The following is a 16,275-nucleotide window of genomic DNA, read 5'->3' as shown; positions in this document are numbered from 1 at the left end:
ACATGTCATGGAATTGCCTGCCGTGACCGTGCTGGCTAGCAAAAATGTTAACGCAGGCGCAGCAGGGGCTGGGCTGGTTCTGGCAGCAGAACAGCGAAGGGCGGTATGTGGATGCTTTGCGACTGGAGAAAAAATAATGTGCCCACGAATGCTGAGAATGGCTATACAAAAATATGACGATAAACGTGTAGATGGGGAAAAAATATACCCATGAACTTCAAGTTGATTGCTATCTGTTGACTTCAGGCTACCCTTGGTCCCGTCTGCATTGGTGGGTAAGCAAGCATCTTCAGGTTTATTGGATATATAGCAATATAAGGAGATGATCATGGGTAACTCTCATGATGAGGCTATTCAGCAGGCATACGATGCTTATGACGACTTAATGCTGGATAAACGATATCTCAGGGACAATGATGCCTGGGGAGATTTAAGAATTGACCGTGAAAATGGTGCAATCTCATTGTTGCTGAGATGGAAATATAATTGGATAAAAAGATGGGATGCAAAAACTGACTGGACAGATTTGGAGAAAAATGCCTTTCATGAGAAAGTTATTTTTGTCATTAATCAAACATGGAATAATAAGATTTTTTTATCCGTTTCTGGGAAGTCTGAGTTTGCCAGTAAGTTTAATGGTAAGGATTTATCTTTCTCAATAGAAATAATTCAGACTGATCGTCATGGGTATTGGGATGTGGTGGTGTTTAAAATTGATAATGATGATCCAAATAGTTTTCGACAGAGTTCCATTGTCTGGAATAGTCGATACGTTGAACTTGACTCTAAAGATATAGTTGCAGCAGCTAAATGTCTTGGCTCATCAAAAGTTTGCCATGAGCAAATAGGGCTGTCTCACGAGCTTGGGCATATTATTGGATATCTTGCTGATGAATACTATAGTGATGATGCAGATAAAGCAACTACACCATTCTCCGGGGACGCCAGTGCGTTAATGAATATTGGTATGGAACTGCGCTCTCGTTATATGGGAAATGTCATTGAGCGGTTAAATAGAATGGTTCCGGGTTCTAATTTTTTGTGAAAAGCGTAAAAAAATGAAACTAATATACGCTGTGATAATTTTTTTGATAGTGGGTGGGGTGAAAAATAGCATGTCTGATATTCCTGGGCATGCTTATCTGAATGCGAGTGGTGTGTATAATGGAGTTGAAGAGAATGTTCTATTAAATAACTATGGTCAGCCAGCGTATGAATTTATAAAGCCTCGTTATAAATTTGTCGGTGAGTATTATATAGAAATTGAAAACACCTATCGCTCAACAAATCCTGAATTCAGAAATATTCCCATCAAAGAAATGTTTTGGCATTTGCGGGGGGATTTAAATCTGACATGTTTTTTTCATTATAAAGATGGACAGTGGCGTGTTATTTCTTATTTTTTCTGGCCGCCGGGCGCTAAATTCTAATCCGATATTAAAGGAATAAATATCATGAGTTTTGTATCTACGAGTAATAAATCTGGCAGTAACGGTGGGCCAGCTATCTCCACGCCACCGATAGCCGGAGAAAGTAGTGCTGTAAGCGCCAGTTCAGCCGCAACCGATGTAGCTGATGCAGCCGGGCAGATGGCAGGACAGGCCGCGGCGGACCTGTTTGGTGCATTGCCGGAACCGTCAGGTCTGGTTAAAGCCGCAGTAGCTGCTGCGCAAGCCGCAGCCGCCGCAGCAGGAATATCGGATATGGCTGGTGCAGTTCAGGATGCGGCGGCGTCGATTGCAGCCGGTGGTCCGGGGGCGCATAACGTCACAGTAAGTGGTAGCGCTGTGCCGCCGCAGTTGCTTTTGTTTGCAGGCATGAATGGTTCGGAAGGACTTGGGAATCTGTTTTCCTACACAGTACAGCTTAAAACGCCGGACATCCTGAACCTGGGTTACGTTTCTCCCGCTGCCAACCTGCCGCTTCAGCCCATGGTGGGCAAAGACCTGTGCGTCAGTATCGAACTGGACGGTGGCGAAAAACGGTATATCAGCGGGCTGGTGACGGCTGCGAGGGTGGTCGGCCATGAGGGGCGTTCGGTAACGTATGAATTACGCATTGAGCCATGGCTGAAGCTGCTGACCCATACCAGCGACTACAAAGCGTTCCAGAACAAAACCGTGGTGGATGTTCTCGATGAAGTACTGGATGAATATTCTTTTCCGGTGGAAAAACGGTTGGTGGAAAATTATCCGCCCCGTGCCTGGCAGGTGCAGTACGGCGAAACGGATTTTGATTTCATCCAGCGCCTGATGCAGGAGTGGGGAATTTACTGGTGGTTTGAGCACAGCGAGAACTGCCATACGTTGGTGCTGGCGGATGCTATCAATGGTCATAAAGCGTGTCCTGACTCGCCACTGGTGGAGTGGCACCAGGAAGGGCTGAAACTGGACAAGGAATTTATCCACACCATTACGGCTAGTGAGAGGCTGCGTACTGGAAAGTGGGTAATGGACGATTTTGATTTTATGAAGCCTCGTTCGCTGCTTAAAAGTACCGTGGCCAGTCCGCGTGATACCGGTCATGCTGAATACGAGCATTACGAATGGCCTGGTGATTACTTCACTACGGGCGAAGGCGAGATGCTGACGCGCATTCGTATGGAAGCGCAGCGCAGCCCAGGCAGTCGGGCACATGGGGCCGGTCATATCCGTACCCTCATGACCGGGTACACCTTTACGTTGATGAATCACCCGACGGCAGAAATTAATCAGGAATATCTGCTGGTACAGACCACTCTGTTTTTACGGGATAATGCGCAGCACAGCGGCCAGGATCAGCATTTTACCTATGTCACCACGTTTGAACTGCACCCCACCAGCGAAGTTTACCGCCCACAACGAACCCTGAGCAAACCCCACACCAAAGGCCCGCAGAGCGCCATCGTCACCGGCCCGGCGGGGCAGGAAATCTGGACGGATAAATATGGCCGGGTGAAGGTGCAGTTTGGCTGGGATCGCTACGGAAAGAATGACGAAAACAGCTCCTGCTGGATCCGCGTCAGCTACCCGTGGGCGGGGAAAGGATTCGGGATGATCCAGATCCCACGCATCGGCCAGGAAGTGCTGGTGGATTTCAAAAATGGCGACCCGGATTTACCGATTATCGTGGGCCGTACCTACAACCAGGACACCATGCCTCCGTGGGGACTGCCGGGCATGGCGTCGCAGAGCGGGATATTTAGCCATTCGTTACAGGGGGGGCCGACCAACGGAAACATGCTGCGCTTCGATGACAAAACGGGGGCAGAAGAGGTGAAATTCCACGCGGAAAAAGACCTCAATACCACGGTAAAAAACAATGAAACCCACACGGTCATGGTCGATCGCATAAAAACCATTGTCAAAAATGAAACCATCAGCGTGGGAGAAGACCGTAATGCCACCATCACAAAAAATGATGGTCTCTCCGTAAAACTGGCTCAAACCATCAATATCGGGACAACATACCGACTGGATGTTGGCGATCAATTTACCCTTCGCTGTGGCGAAGCGGCTCTTGTTTTGCACAAAGACGGTTCTATTGAGTTCTGCGGAAAACAACTCCTGCTGCATACCAGTGATGCGATGCAGCTTATTGGTAAGGGGATTGATATGAACCCGGATGGCGGCACAGCCATGACTGCGGATGATATTGCCCCGTTACCTACCCCGGACGTTTCTGAATAAAAAAATATAAAAGGAATTTTTTCTATGACCAGCCTTTACCGTATTCAGGAGGGCTGTTTTACCCTGCCTGAAACTTTTCTTGATCGTACCGTCAATATTTTCGTCCCGGCGAGTAATGAGCGGGCCTCCCCCAGTCTGAATATTTCCCGTGACACTCTCAAACCCGATGAAAACCTGACCACCTATATTGACCGCCAGATAGTCTTGATGAAAAAAAACCTGGGCCAGCACCGGGTACTTTCGCGGGGAACGGCCCTGGCGGGAACTGGCGAAGCTGCCATGGCAGGTGAACAAATTCTCGCAACCCACCGTTCTGGAAAAACAGAAGTGTACCAGCGTCAGGCCGGGTTTATCACCGGGCCAGCAAAGGTACTGGTGTTAACCCTGACCAGTCAGCGCCCTTTTGATGAGCATACTGACCAGTTATGGACTGCCTGGTTGACCAGTTTTCAGCCTGCTAAAAGTTAAAACAACATGGAGGTGTTGTCATGTATGAAGCCGCACGGGTGGATGACCCTATCTACCACACCAGCGCTCTTGCCGGGTTTTTGATTGGGGCTATCATTGGCATTGCCATTATTGCCGTTGCCGCCTTTGCCTTTTTTACCTGTGGTTTTTTTGCCGGTCTGGTGCTGGGTTTTCTTGCTGACCAGATAGCGTCCGGAGTCCTTCAACTGGGGGAAGCCATCGGGCGCTCGATACATTCCACTGCGGGAAAAATTCTGACCGGCTCTCCCAATGTCAACACCAACAGCCGACCTGCTGCCCGCGCCGTACTGAGTACGGTGATATGCGAAGACCATTCTCCAGAAATCCGTATCGCCCAGGGTTCCTGCAATATCTACATCAACAGCCAGCCCGCAGCCCGGAAGGATGACCACACTGAATGTGATGCAGTGATTGAGGACGGTTCTCCCAATGTCTTTCTCGGCGGCGGTACGCAGACGGTGCTGGAGATCAGCCCGGAAATCCCTGACTGGTTGCGTCAGGTAGTGGATGTGCTGTTTGTGGTTGCCGGAATGGTTGGCGGACTTGCCGGAGCCGCACGCCAGGCGGCGAAGCTGGGGACAAAATTCGGCACCAAATGTGCGGCCAAATTTATTGGTGGCGAAATAACCGGGATGGCCGTTTCCGAGGTCGCTATGGGGTTGTTCAGCAACCCAGTGGATGTCACCACCGGGCAAAAAATCCTGCTGCCGGAGACGGATTTCACCCTGCCAGGACGCCTGCCCGTCACCTGTTCGCGCTTTTATGCCAGCCACCTGGAAACTGAAGGATTACTGGGCAGAGGATGGCGGCTGAACTGGGAGATAAACCTGCGTGAGGATGAAACATATATCACCTTCATCGGTGTACAGGGACGGGAACTGAGTTATCCGAAAGCGATGCTGACGCCGGGCCACCAGATATTCGATCCGGAAGAGCAATTTTATCTGAGTCGCCTGCATGACGGGCGCTATGTGCTGCATTACACCGACCGCAGCTATTACGTATTTGATGAATTTGATGACCACGGCGTCGCGCCGTTACTTTTTATGGAGACGCCGTACCGACAGCGCATTGCTTTCGGGCGTGAGAACGGCAGGCTGGTACGGGTAGCCTCCAGCAGCGGGCACCATCTGTTACTGCACCGTACAATGACACCGGCGGGGGAAAGACTTTCGCATATTGAACTGGTGAAAGGCGGGCGTCCCGGTAACCTGGTGGAATATCGTTACGACGATAACGGGCAACTGACCGGCGTGGTGAACCGGGCAGGTATGACGGTGCGCCAGTTTGCCTGGGAAAATGGCCTGATGACAGAGCACCGCAACGCGACGGGCTTCACCTGTACCTACCGCTGGGAAGAGGTTGAAGGTTTCCCCCGCGTGGTGGAACACTCGACCAGCGACGGCGAGTATTACCGGTTCCACTATGATTTTGCCGGTGGGCAGACGGTGGTAACCGGCAGGCAGGAGCAGAAGTGGCAGTGGTGGTTTGATGAAGAGACGTATGTGACTGCGCACCGGACGCCGGGCGGCGGACTGTACCGCTTCACGTACAACGAAAACCATTTCCCGGTCGCCGTGGAACTCCCCGGCGAACGCAGGGTAACGCTGGAATACGACACCCTGAGCCGGGTGGTGAAAGAGACGGACGCGGCAGGGCGGGTGACACAGACGCAGTGGAACGGCAGCTTTGCTGAAATCACGCGCCGGGCGCTGGATGACGACCACGTATGGAAGGCGGATTACAACGAACACGGCCAGGTGATACGGGAGACGGACCCGGAAGGGCGCGTCACGCGGTACGGGTATGATGAACAGGGGCTGGCGGTCAGCCGCACGGATGCGCGGGGCGGCGAGGCTGCGCTGGTGCACGATGCGCGCGGTCAACTGACGCGTTACACCGACTGTTCGGGGTGCGCCACGGGTTATGAATACGATGAGGACGGCAACCTGACGGCGGTGACGGACGCGGAAGGGAAAACGGTACGTATCCGCTATAACCGTCTGGGGCTGCCGGAGACGGTCAGCCATCCCGGTAAACTGCAGGACCGTTACACGTGGAACGCGCTGGGGTTACTGAGCAGCCACCGCCGCATCACGGGCAGCGTGCAGTCCTGGCAGTACACGCCGCGCGGGCTGCTGGCGCGCCACATGGATGAAGAGAAGCGGGAGACGCGCTGGCAGTACACCCCGGAAGGGCTGGTCGCCAGTCTGAGCAACGGCAACGGGGCGCAGTACCGGTTCAGCCACGATGCGGACGGACGGCTGACGGGAGAACAGCGCCCGGACGGTCTGATACGGATGTTTGTGCTGAATGCGGGCGGGTTCCCGGTCATCATCCAGACGCAGGGTACAGAAGGCGGGATGCGTAATGAGCGGCAGGAGCGTGACGCGCTGGGCCGCCTGTTGCGCAGTGACACGCAGCACAGTACACGGACCTTCAGCTACAACCGTCTTGACCAGATAACGGAAGTGACGCTAATCCCGACGGAAGAAGGGGAACGGCTGCACCACATGCAGGCGGATACGGTGCGCTTTGCGTATGACCGCAGCGGCTGGCTGACGGCAGAGCACAGTGTGTATGGCAGCATAAAGTACCGGCGTGACGCGCTGGGCAATCCCACCGACATTACCCTGCCGGACGGGCAGCATCTCAGTCACCTGTACTACGGCAGCGGGCATCTGCTCCAGACAGCGCTGGACGGTATCACGGTCAGTGAATATGAGCGTGACAGCCTGCACCGTCAGGTGATGCGCACGCAGGGAGCGCTGACAACGTTCAGCGGCTACAACGCCGACAACCGGTTAAGCTGGCAGCGCAGCCTGCCAGGCGGCAGCCAGAATCTGCAGCAGGCTGGTAACTCCCCGGCGCAGAACGACAGCGTGACAGCGCGGGATTATATCTGGAATGCAGACGGTGAAGTCGGCGGCATCAATGACAAACTGCGCGGTTGCCTGGTGTTCAGCTATGACCGCAGCGGCTGGCTGACCAGCCGCACGGGTCAGATGTACGACCATGACCATTATTATTACGACAAAGCGGGCAACCTGCTGACGGATGAGTATCAGAGTGCGGTGCTGGACAACCGCCTGCCGGGCTACGGGCGTGACCTTTACCGCTATAACGAATGGGGTGAACTGACAGAGCGCAGGGACCAGCAACTGGAGTGGAATGCGCAGGGCCAGTTAACGCGGGTCATCAGCAGCAACAGCGAGACGCGGTATCAGTATGATGCGCTGGGCAGGCGCATCAGCAAGGCGACCAGCAATCTCCATACGGACCGGGGAGAACGAAGCCGGACAACGTTTGTGTGGGAAGGATTCCGGCTTTTGCAGGAGACAACGTGGCAGGGAAAGCGGACGTACCTGTACGATGCGGAACAGCCGTACACGCCGGTGGCAGCCATCACGGGGCGCGGAGAGAGTCAAAAAATCTGGTATTACCATACGGACCTGACGGGCACGGTACAGGAGGTGACCGCGCCGGACGGGACGCTGGTGTGGGCAGGCTACCAGGCGGGATTTGGTGAAAACCGGGGCGACATCAGCAACAGCGGGGCGTACTTTGAACAGCCGCTGCGGCTGCCGGGGCAGTATTATGATGAAGAGACGGGGCTGCACTATAATCTGTTCAGGTATTATGCGCCGGAGTGCGGGAGGTTCGTAAGCCAGGACCCGATAGGGCTAAATGGTGGGTTAAACCTGTATGCGTATGCACCGAATCCGCTGTCATGGAGCGACCCGCTAGGATTAGAGAAATGTTTATTATCGGCAGCAGATAAGAAAATAATGGGCGATGCGCCTGCTGGAATGATCAACCCACACCGGCATCATATTGGTAGAGAAAAAGCTCCGAGGAACTGGTCAAAACAAAATCGTGATTATATAACTCAAGTACATGATGTTCTGGATTATTTTGGAATAGATAAAAATAAGGATATCCGTAACTTCACGTGGGCAACAAATGGCCGTGGGGCGCATACGATAAAAGCAGCAAGGCATGTTTGGGAAAAAGTGATGGATGCTGCTCCTGGTGGTGTAGATGAAGTTGAAAAAGCTCTTAGTAAATTAGGTCAGGAGATGAGACGTGGCAAATTCTTCTAATATGAGCATTCTAGCTTTGATAGAATCAAATGACATTGATAAAATTAGATTATTAATTGATACGAATTCTTCTTTAATAGACACGTATGATGCTAATGAGTCTTTGCTCTATTTTTTCGTATCAAATAATAAACCAGAGATATGTAGTATGTTAATTGAGAATGGCATGAATGTTAATGTTATAGATGACTCCTATTTAACGCCTTTAGTTGAAGCTGCATATAACGGTGCCTTAGATTTGGTTGACCTTTTGTTAAAAAATGGAGCTTGGGTCAACGGTGACCCCAGAGGAATTACCACGCCTCTCATAGAGGCCATAGAAAATGAACATTTTGAAGTCGTAAAACTATTGATAATAAATAACGCAGATGTTAACAGACTTCAAACTAAGTTTAATCGCACTCCTTTGGATATAGCTACAAATTGTCAAAATCATAAGATTGTTGAATTATTAAAAAATAATGGTGCTAAATACTCACGAGAAACTATTGACTTAGAAACTACTCCGGGAAGTGGAATATTAGCACATATATATGACAATGCAGGTGTTATTATTACGGATGAATATATAAAAGACGATATATCAATTAAAACATCTCTTATAGGCAAAGGGAAGCAATATATAAATAATAAAATATTATTTACTTTTGGAAATTTCGTGAAAAAACCATGCAAAGAGTTTCTTATTTGCCTCCCATATGACTGGCCGATAAATATTCAACTACTTGATGGGGATTATAGAGAAGCTTTCCCATTAAAGTTTTTGTTTCTATTGTCTGAATCATATAAGAATGGCATGGATATTAAAGAAGGCTCCATTTTAGAAAAACAGGATATAGCCTGGAGACAACTGAAATGGCCGGAAAATATTGATGCACTGATCGCGGTAGATTATTCGTTTGATCATCAAGAAAAAGAACAAGACCTCGAAGGTGAGACTGTCGATTTGCTATTACTTGTTCCAATTAAATACCCCAAGTCGGGGCGGCCAAAAGAAGATAAACTCAATCAATGGATTATTAAACGGCGTACTGCTAAATGGGACAGTGTATCGTTTAAGAATGAGTGGTTGTTCCCGGTGTGATGGAAGGGTATAAACGAAATCAGTAGTATGATCCGATGATTGCGTAGATTCTCTATCTTGACCCGATTGGGCTGCGGGGCGGGTTAAACCTGTATGCTTATGCGCCGAATACGCTGAGGTGGATTGATCCTTGGGGATTAATAAGACTTGCAAGTGATTTTTTAGAACAAATAAGAGATGTTACTGCAAAATATAAAGGGCAAGCAATTTATGAGTTTTTTGATGAAGGTGCGGGTAAAATGTATGCAGGTCAAACAAAAAATCTATATCAGAGAATGTTGCAACATGCTAGAAGTGGGAAGTTAACTCAGGCAATGTTGGATTCGTTGAATTTTGATAAATATGCTGGAATTAGTAAATAATGGTTAAATAATTTAGAGGCAATGAAAATAGCTAAAAATGGAGGAAGAGGTGTAACCAGTAATGAAAAACGACCACCAAATACAGGAAATGTTTCAGATCAAGATTTTAGAGTGAAGGGAGAGTGTTGATTTATTTAAGGGGAAATATATGAGACTAGTGGAAAATTATGGTGTGCGGGGAAATTGTGTCCTTGTGTATGAAATGCATGATGAGACAAGTCATATTGTTGACACGATGAAAGAAAAGAAAGTTAACGGGTTAGTTTTGTCACCGCTTATAACTGATTTATCATTTCTTGATGAAATTTATTTCATTAATGAAATATATATCACAGGCAATAAAATAAAGGATATATCACAACTGTATTCGTTGAGAAAAATACAAGTCATCCATCTTTTGAATGATGATAAAATGAGACTTGATTTATCATGTTTCCCATTTTTAAAAGAGGCTGTATTAATAGGTCGAAATGGAGTTGATAATTTGTTTAATCACAGATCTCTGGAAAAAATAACATTGATAGATTTTAAAGAAAAAAAAGAGCATGTTGTGGGGAGATCATTCTTGCAATCATTAGAGATAAAAAATAGCAATATTCAAGCAATCCCTAATTTATCATCTATCAAGACTTTAAGGAGCATCAAGTTATCTGGATTATCTAAGGCTTCGGACACGGCTTTTTTATATGGTTTGAAAAGTATAGAAGAAATGTCTTTATCTTTATGCAAAAAAATGGCAATGTCAATCATTGAAGATGTAAGTAAATTACCTTCAATTAGAAAAATATCTTTTTCAAAAATGGGTGATATTCCAAGCGTAACTAAAATAAGTAACCTTGTTAAATTGGAACGATTGTTTATAACGGAAAACACAAAAATTACAGATGGGAAAATCAGATTTCTGTTGGATATGAAAGCATTGTCTTATCTTGTAATTCAAGGTTTCAATCATTATGATGTCAATGTTTGGGATTTAATGAATCTAATTAAAAATAAATAATTTCTCAGTTATACCCAGCAGGGTTAAATGATATCGGTCATATGTATTGTTTAACCGATAAAAATTTCTAAAAAAATAAGAGAATGAGTGTAGTTTCCCAGTAATTGCATCGTGGCATTTGAATACGGTGATAACCAGAAGGTGTAATTAAGTTCATCATCTGAACAGCTAGCTGCAGGCGGACAGGGTACGTTTTGCGTATGACCGCAGCGGGTGGCTGACGGCGGAGTACAGCATGCATGGCAGCATCAGATACCGGCGTGACGCGCTGGGTAACCCCACCGATATCACGTTGCCGGACGGTCAGCACCTCAGTCATCTTTACTACGGCAGCGGGCATCTGCTCCAGACGGCGCTGGACGGTATCACGGTCAGTGAATATGAACGTGACAGCCTGCACCGTCAGGTGATGCGCGCGCAGGGAGCGCTGGCGACGTTCAGCGGCTACAACGCCGACAACCGGTTAAGCTGGCAGCGCAGCCTGCCAGGCGGCAGCCAGAATCCGCAGCAGGCCGGTAACCCCCCGGCGCAGAACGACAGCGTGACAGCGCGGGATTATATCTGGAATGCAGACGGTGAAGTCGGCGGCATCAATGACAAACTGCGCGGTTGCCTGGTGTTCAGCTATGACCGCAGCGGCTGGCTGACCAGCCGCACGGGTCAGATGTACGACCATAACCATTATTATTACGACAAAGCGGGCAACCTGCTGACGGATGAGTATCAGGGAGCGGTGCCGGATAACCGCCTGCCGGGCTACGGGCGTGACCGTTACCGCTATAACGAATGGGGCGAACTGACAGAGCGCAGGGACCAGCAACTGGAGTGGAATGCGCAGGGCCAGTTAACGCGGGTCATCAGCAGCAACAGCGAAACGCGGTATCAGTATGATGCGCTGGGCAGGCGCATCAGCAAGGCGACATATGGCCGCCATACGGACCGGGGAGAACGAAGCCGGACGACGCTTGTGTGGGAAGGGTTCCGGCTGTTGCAGGAGACAACGTGGCAGGGGAAGCGGACATACCTGTACGATGCGGAACAGCCGTACACGCCGGTGGCGGGCATCACGGGGCGCGGAGAGAGTCAAAAAATCTGGTATTACCATACGGACCTGACGGGCACGGTACAGGAGGTGACCGCGCCGGACGGGACGCTGGTGTGGGCAGGCTACCAGGCGGGATTTGGTGAAAACCGGGGCGACATCAGCAACAGCGGGGCGTACTTTGAACAGCCGCTGCGGCTGCCGGGGCAGTACTTTGACGAAGAAACAGGACTGCATTACAATCTGTTCAGATATTATGCGCCGGAGTGCGGGCGGTTTATCAGCCAGGATCCGATAGGGCTGGCGGGGGGAATAAACCTCTATGCTTACGCGCCTAATCCGCTGTCATGGATCGATCCTCTAGGTTTATGTGGTGAGGAAGTATCTGTTTATCGTGTAGAAACAGATATTTCAGCAAGCCAGAGAGTTTTCATTGATGAATTTGGCAATGTTTCCATACCTGATAATATCAGGATGCTATTTTTAAATTTTGGGAGTGAAGCAAGAGCAAATGAATTTCGAAGTATCGGTTCTAAGCAAATAAAGACATTTGAGGTTAATAGGTCTTTTCTGGATAAATTAAGAGAAACATCGATTACGGAAAGGGAATTAGCTAGATCAAAAAATAAATCTGATAAAAACAGACCATTAGTTGTTGATAAGGGAACTCCAGATCAATATGGATTGCGAACAGAGCAAATTAATGAGTTAATAGAAAATATCATACCAGGGTCAGGACGTAATTTATGACATATTCAGAGTCAATAAAAAAAGAATTGAATGATGAAAAAAGTAGAATTATTTCATCTATTATTCCTAAAGAACACAAAGGTATTATTGTGGATTATATAACACATTGTAGTAGTGGATGTGCTAAATACATTCATAAAAAAGCCAGGGAAATATTATTATTGATTAATGATAGAAGTTATTCTACATGGCCTGATATTAATGAGTGGATTTCTATTTTGCCAGAGGATTATGTAGAGTCCTTTCGCAACTCAAATGAAGATGAAGATTGGATACTTAGTGATTGGCTTTATTGGTTTGAAATTGAAAATAGAGCTTGGTTTTTATGGAATATAAATGTTATTGATGAAAATCATCTAAAAATTAGTGTGTTAATTTATGAGCATCCCTTTCCATCAGAATCATTAAAAGTTATGTTCACACATCTCGGAACCGATGAACTGATAGAAACAAACATCTATTAAAGCAAACACAGGAAAGATACGTCACACATCATTGATCATATTGCAAGCCCTGCAGATTAACTAGGCAATATGCACCCTTAGCCGTTTATATTTTCTGGGGCAGGTTGAGAATGCGGATTCAGGACCAGGGAAAGATCATCGTGTGCCGTAGGCACAAAGATGCAAAACGGGACGTTTTGCATGTAATAAGCATAAGCTTGTGAAGAGATGGTGGCAGGCCCACCGGGATCTGCTGTCGGAAGTCGGTCCCAAACAACCCCGGCTGCTGTGGTAAAGAGCCATGGTAGTGAGCGCAGGGGGAACGATCAGACGCGATCTGATCCTGTGTGAGATACAGTGAGATGAGTAAACCCGAACCTGTGTTGAAAGGTCGTTAGTCCTAAGTGACATCAAAACCGGAGGCATGATGATACCGCCGGGATTAATTTACGGGTGAATTCCGAATGCTGCGTGAATGGTGTCCGGCGTATAGCAGGCATGACGCTGTATCAGGCTCTTTGCAGGAACTACGGGAACTGGTCGTCGCAATGTCAAGAGAGAAATACAAATAACCGAAATTATGAGTATGAGAGTATCGATGTGCGAAACCGGGGCAGAGCTGTTCGTAGTAGTGAGGAAGCGTTTGTAATGAACGTGGAGCGAAGGGACAGCGTCGGGCAGTCTGCATCACAGCCCAACTGTAAACAGGAGGAGGCTGCGGGTGAACAGACAAAACCGTTTCAGGTCAGTAAATTGCATGTGGTGGAAGCGTACCGGCGGGTAAGAGCGAATGCCGGAACTGCCGGAGTGGATAACCAGACGCTGAAAGATTTTGAGCGGGATCTGAAAGGAAATCTGTACAAAATCTGGAACAGGTTATCGTCGGGAAGCGGGATGCCGCCGCCAGTGTGTGCGGTGGAAATTCCGAAGAAGGATGGAAGTAAAAGACTTTTAGGAATACCGACAGTAAGCGACCGAATAGCGCAGATGACGGTGCTGATAACGTTTGAACCATTAGTGGAGCGTTATTTCCTGAATGATTCATACGGATACCGGCATGGAAAATCGGCGCTGGATGCAATAGCAGTCACCAGAAAACGTTGCTGGCAATACGACTGGTGTCTTGAGTTTGATATTAAAGGGTTATTCGATAATATCCCCCACGATTTATTACTCAGGGCAGTGGATAAACATTGCGCGGATAAATGGGTAAGACTGTCTATTCGCCGGTGGCTGACAGCGCCAGTGCAGATGCCGGATGGAACACTGAAGGAAAGAAATAAAGGTACGCCACAGGGCGGCGTCATCAGCCCGGTACTGGCGAATTTATTTCTGCACTATGTGTTTGATAAGTGGCTGACGTTACATTATCCGGGAATTCCGTGGTGCCGGTATGCAGACGATGGATTAATTCATTGTGGCAGTAAACAACAGGCAGAGGAATTACTGAATAAACTGGCAAAACGTTTTCAGGAATGTGGACTGGAATTACATCCGGAGAAAACGAAAATAGTTTACTGCAAAGACAGCGAACGACAGGCGAACCACGAAACAGTGCAGTTTGATTTTCTGGGGTATACGTTCAGGGCGAGAAGGGCACGTAATCAGCGAAGGGGAAATCTCTTTACGAGTTTCAGCCCGGCGGTGAGTAACAGTGCGCAGAAAGGCATGATCGGAAAACTCAGGAAACTGCGGCTCAGACGCAGGGTGGAGATGAGTCTCGAAGATATTGCGAAATGGCTGAATCCGATGATATCGGGGTGGCTGAACTATTACGCGAAATACTATAAATCAGCGATGAAGAAGGTGTGCAGATATATCAATCTGCTCCTGATTGCGTGGTTGAGAAAGAAGTATAAGACCCTGCGGTATAAAAAGACGAAGGCGTGTCAGTTAATGGAAAGACTGTCGAAAGAGAAGCCGGAATTATTTGCCCACTGGAAAGCAGGACCGGAAAGCGCGTTTGCCTGACGGGAGCCGTATGAAGCGAGAGTTTCACATACGGTTCTGCGAGAGGCTGTCGGGGAGGTTCCGGTGGCCTACTCACTAGAAGTACACTTTTTGTACTAAACAATTCGCATTTTATGTTTAAAAATTGAGATATTCCTCATTACCTAAAGCTGTTTTTTATTGCTTATACATGATCAAATACTCCTTACATAATTAAGGAGCACAAAATGGAACTTAAAAAATTGATGGAGCATATTTCTATTATCCCCGATTACAGACAAGCCTGGAAAGTGTAACATAAATTATCGGATATTCTACTGTTGACTATTTGTGCCGTTATTTCGGGTGCAGAAGGTTGGGAAGATATAGAGGATTTTGGGGAAACACATCTCGATTTTTTGAAGCAATATGGTGATTTTGAAAATGGTATTCCTGTTCACGATACCATTGCCAGAGTTGTATCCTGTATCAGTCCTGCAAAATTTCACGAGTGCTTTATTAACTGGATGCGTGACTGCCATTCTTCAGATGATAAAGGCGTCATTGCAATTGATGGAAAAACGCTCCGGCACTCTTATGACAAGAGTCGCCGCAGGGGAGCGATTCATGTCATTAGTGCGTTCTCAACAATGCACAGTCTGGTCATCGGACAGATCAAGACGGATGAGAAATCCAATGAGATTACAGCTATCCCAGAACTTCTTAACATGCTGGATATTAAAGGAAAAATTATCACAACTGATGCGATGGGTTGCCAGAAAGATATTGCAGAGGAGATACAAAAACAGGGAGGTGATTATTTATTCGCTGTAAAAGGAAACCAGGGGCGGCTAAATAAAGCCTTCGAGGAAAAATTTCCGCTGAAAGAATTAAATAATCCAGAGCATGACAGTTACGCAATTAGTGAAAAGAGTCACGGCAGAGAAGAAATCCGTCTTCACATTGTTTGCGATGTCCCTGATGAACTTATTGATTTCACGTTTGAATGGAAAGGTCTGAAGAAATTATGCGTGGCAGTCTCCTTTCGGCCAATAATAGCAGAACAAAAGAAAGAGCCAGAAATGACGGTCAGATATTATATCAGTTCTGCTGATTTAACCGCAGAGAAGTTCGCCACAGCAATCCGAAACCACTGGCACGTGGAGAATAAGCTGCACTGGCGTCTGGACGTGGTAATGAATGAAGACGACTGCAAAATAAGAAGAGGAAATGCAGCAGAATTATTTTCAGGGATACGGCACATCGCTATTAATATTTTAACGAATGATAATGTATTCAAGGCAGGGTTAAGACGTAAGATGCGAAAAGCAGCCATGGACAGAAACTACCTGGCGTCAGTCCTTGCAGGAGAGCGGGCTTTCGTAGTCATACCCCGACTCTCCCC

10 protein-coding genes and 4 pseudogenes are annotated in these 16,275 nt (G+C 47.8%); all 14 read left to right on the top strand.

Annotated features, from left to right (window positions below; genetic code table 11):
• Positions 1-26: 26 nt before the first annotated feature.
• Positions 27-137 (top strand): annotated as a pseudogene (locus ACK8NJ_RS18650) (TagF domain-containing protein); the annotation flags it as partial.
• Positions 138-328: 191 nt separating this feature from the next.
• A complete protein-coding gene (locus ACK8NJ_RS18645; protein ID WP_000528404.1) occupies positions 329-1,045 on the top strand; it encodes a hypothetical protein in 717 nt (238 codons plus the stop codon).
• A 70-nt stretch (positions 1,046-1,115) separates the two neighbouring features.
• Complete coding sequence (locus tag ACK8NJ_RS18640) at positions 1,116-1,430, top strand: hypothetical protein (protein ID WP_001280224.1); 315 nt, start codon at positions 1,116-1,118, stop codon at positions 1,428-1,430.
• 24 nt (positions 1,431-1,454) lie between these two features.
• Positions 1,455-3,668 (top strand): type VI secretion system Vgr family protein, encoded by a 2,214-nt coding sequence (locus tag ACK8NJ_RS18635; protein WP_411961873.1) that lies wholly within the window; start codon positions 1,455-1,457, stop codon positions 3,666-3,668.
• A gap of 24 nt (positions 3,669-3,692) precedes the next feature.
• The gene (locus tag ACK8NJ_RS18630; protein WP_411961872.1) at positions 3,693-4,136 is read left to right on the top strand and encodes a DcrB-related protein; all 444 of its coding nucleotides are present in this window, start codon (positions 3,693-3,695) and stop codon (positions 4,134-4,136) included.
• A gap of 20 nt (positions 4,137-4,156) precedes the next feature.
• A complete protein-coding gene (locus ACK8NJ_RS18625) occupies positions 4,157-8,260 on the top strand; it encodes an RHS repeat-associated core domain-containing protein (protein ID WP_411961871.1) in 4,104 nt (1,367 codons plus the stop codon).
• Positions 8,244-9,344 carry an ankyrin repeat domain-containing protein gene (locus ACK8NJ_RS18620; protein WP_137588799.1) on the top strand — a complete coding sequence of 367 codons (1,101 nt, stop codon included), beginning with the start codon at positions 8,244-8,246 and terminating at the stop codon, positions 9,342-9,344. Before ACK8NJ_RS18625 ends, ACK8NJ_RS18620 begins: the two co-directional genes overlap by 17 nt.
• 59 nt (positions 9,345-9,403) lie before the next feature.
• Positions 9,404-9,484 (top strand): annotated as a pseudogene (locus tag ACK8NJ_RS18615) (Rhs family protein); the annotation flags it as partial.
• A gap of 99 nt (positions 9,485-9,583) precedes the next feature.
• A complete protein-coding gene (locus tag ACK8NJ_RS18610) occupies positions 9,584-9,706 on the top strand; it encodes a hypothetical protein (RefSeq protein ID WP_112024613.1) in 123 nt (40 codons plus the stop codon).
• A 148-nt stretch (positions 9,707-9,854) separates the two neighbouring features.
• Complete coding sequence (locus ACK8NJ_RS18605) at positions 9,855-10,706, top strand: hypothetical protein (RefSeq protein WP_034174063.1); 852 nt, start codon at positions 9,855-9,857, stop codon at positions 10,704-10,706.
• Between the two features lie 172 nt (positions 10,707-10,878).
• Positions 10,879-12,498: pseudogene (locus ACK8NJ_RS18600) on the top strand (RHS repeat-associated core domain-containing protein); the annotation flags it as partial.
• Positions 12,495-12,962 carry a hypothetical protein gene (locus ACK8NJ_RS18595; RefSeq protein WP_000222470.1) on the top strand — a complete coding sequence of 156 codons (468 nt, stop codon included), beginning with the start codon at positions 12,495-12,497 and terminating at the stop codon, positions 12,960-12,962. The pseudogene ACK8NJ_RS18600 and the gene ACK8NJ_RS18595, both read left to right, overlap by 4 nt.
• Before the next feature lie 627 nt (positions 12,963-13,589).
• Positions 13,590-14,912 (top strand): group II intron reverse transcriptase/maturase, encoded by a 1,323-nt coding sequence (gene ltrA / locus ACK8NJ_RS18590; RefSeq protein ID WP_001100275.1) that lies wholly within the window; start codon positions 13,590-13,592, stop codon positions 14,910-14,912.
• A gap of 206 nt (positions 14,913-15,118) precedes the next feature.
• Positions 15,119-16,240 (top strand): annotated as a pseudogene (locus ACK8NJ_RS18585) (ISAs1-like element ISEc1 family transposase); the annotation flags it as partial.
• Positions 16,241-16,275 lie beyond the last annotated feature (35 nt).

The sequence above is a fragment of the Escherichia sp. F1 genome (genome assembly GCF_046764225.1).
Classification (GTDB): Bacteria; Pseudomonadota; Gammaproteobacteria; order Enterobacterales; family Enterobacteriaceae; genus Escherichia; species Escherichia coli.
The sequence above is the reverse complement of the archived record's forward strand: the minus strand, read 5'-3'. Positions and strand labels throughout refer to the sequence as shown.

What these genes read in the sequence shown, in the direction of transcription:
- ACK8NJ_RS18645 (WP_000528404.1), top strand. Translation starts at nt 329, where the DNA reads ATGGGTAACTCTCATGATGAGGCTATTCAGCAGGCATACGATGCTTAT.
- ACK8NJ_RS18640 (WP_001280224.1), top strand. Translation starts at nt 1,116, where the DNA reads ATGTCTGATATTCCTGGGCATGCTTATCTGAATGCGAGTGGTGTGTAT.
- ACK8NJ_RS18635 (WP_411961873.1), top strand. Translation starts at nt 1,455, where the DNA reads ATGAGTTTTGTATCTACGAGTAATAAATCTGGCAGTAACGGTGGGCCA.
- ACK8NJ_RS18630 (WP_411961872.1), top strand. Translation starts at nt 3,693, where the DNA reads ATGACCAGCCTTTACCGTATTCAGGAGGGCTGTTTTACCCTGCCTGAA.
- ACK8NJ_RS18625 (WP_411961871.1), top strand. Translation starts at nt 4,157, where the DNA reads ATGTATGAAGCCGCACGGGTGGATGACCCTATCTACCACACCAGCGCT.
- ACK8NJ_RS18610 (WP_112024613.1), top strand. Translation starts at nt 9,584, where the DNA reads ATGTATGCAGGTCAAACAAAAAATCTATATCAGAGAATGTTGCAACAT.
- ACK8NJ_RS18605 (WP_034174063.1), top strand. Translation starts at nt 9,855, where the DNA reads ATGAGACTAGTGGAAAATTATGGTGTGCGGGGAAATTGTGTCCTTGTG.
- ACK8NJ_RS18595 (WP_000222470.1), top strand. Translation starts at nt 12,495, where the DNA reads ATGACATATTCAGAGTCAATAAAAAAAGAATTGAATGATGAAAAAAGT.
- ltrA (WP_001100275.1), top strand. Translation starts at nt 13,590, where the DNA reads ATGAACGTGGAGCGAAGGGACAGCGTCGGGCAGTCTGCATCACAGCCC.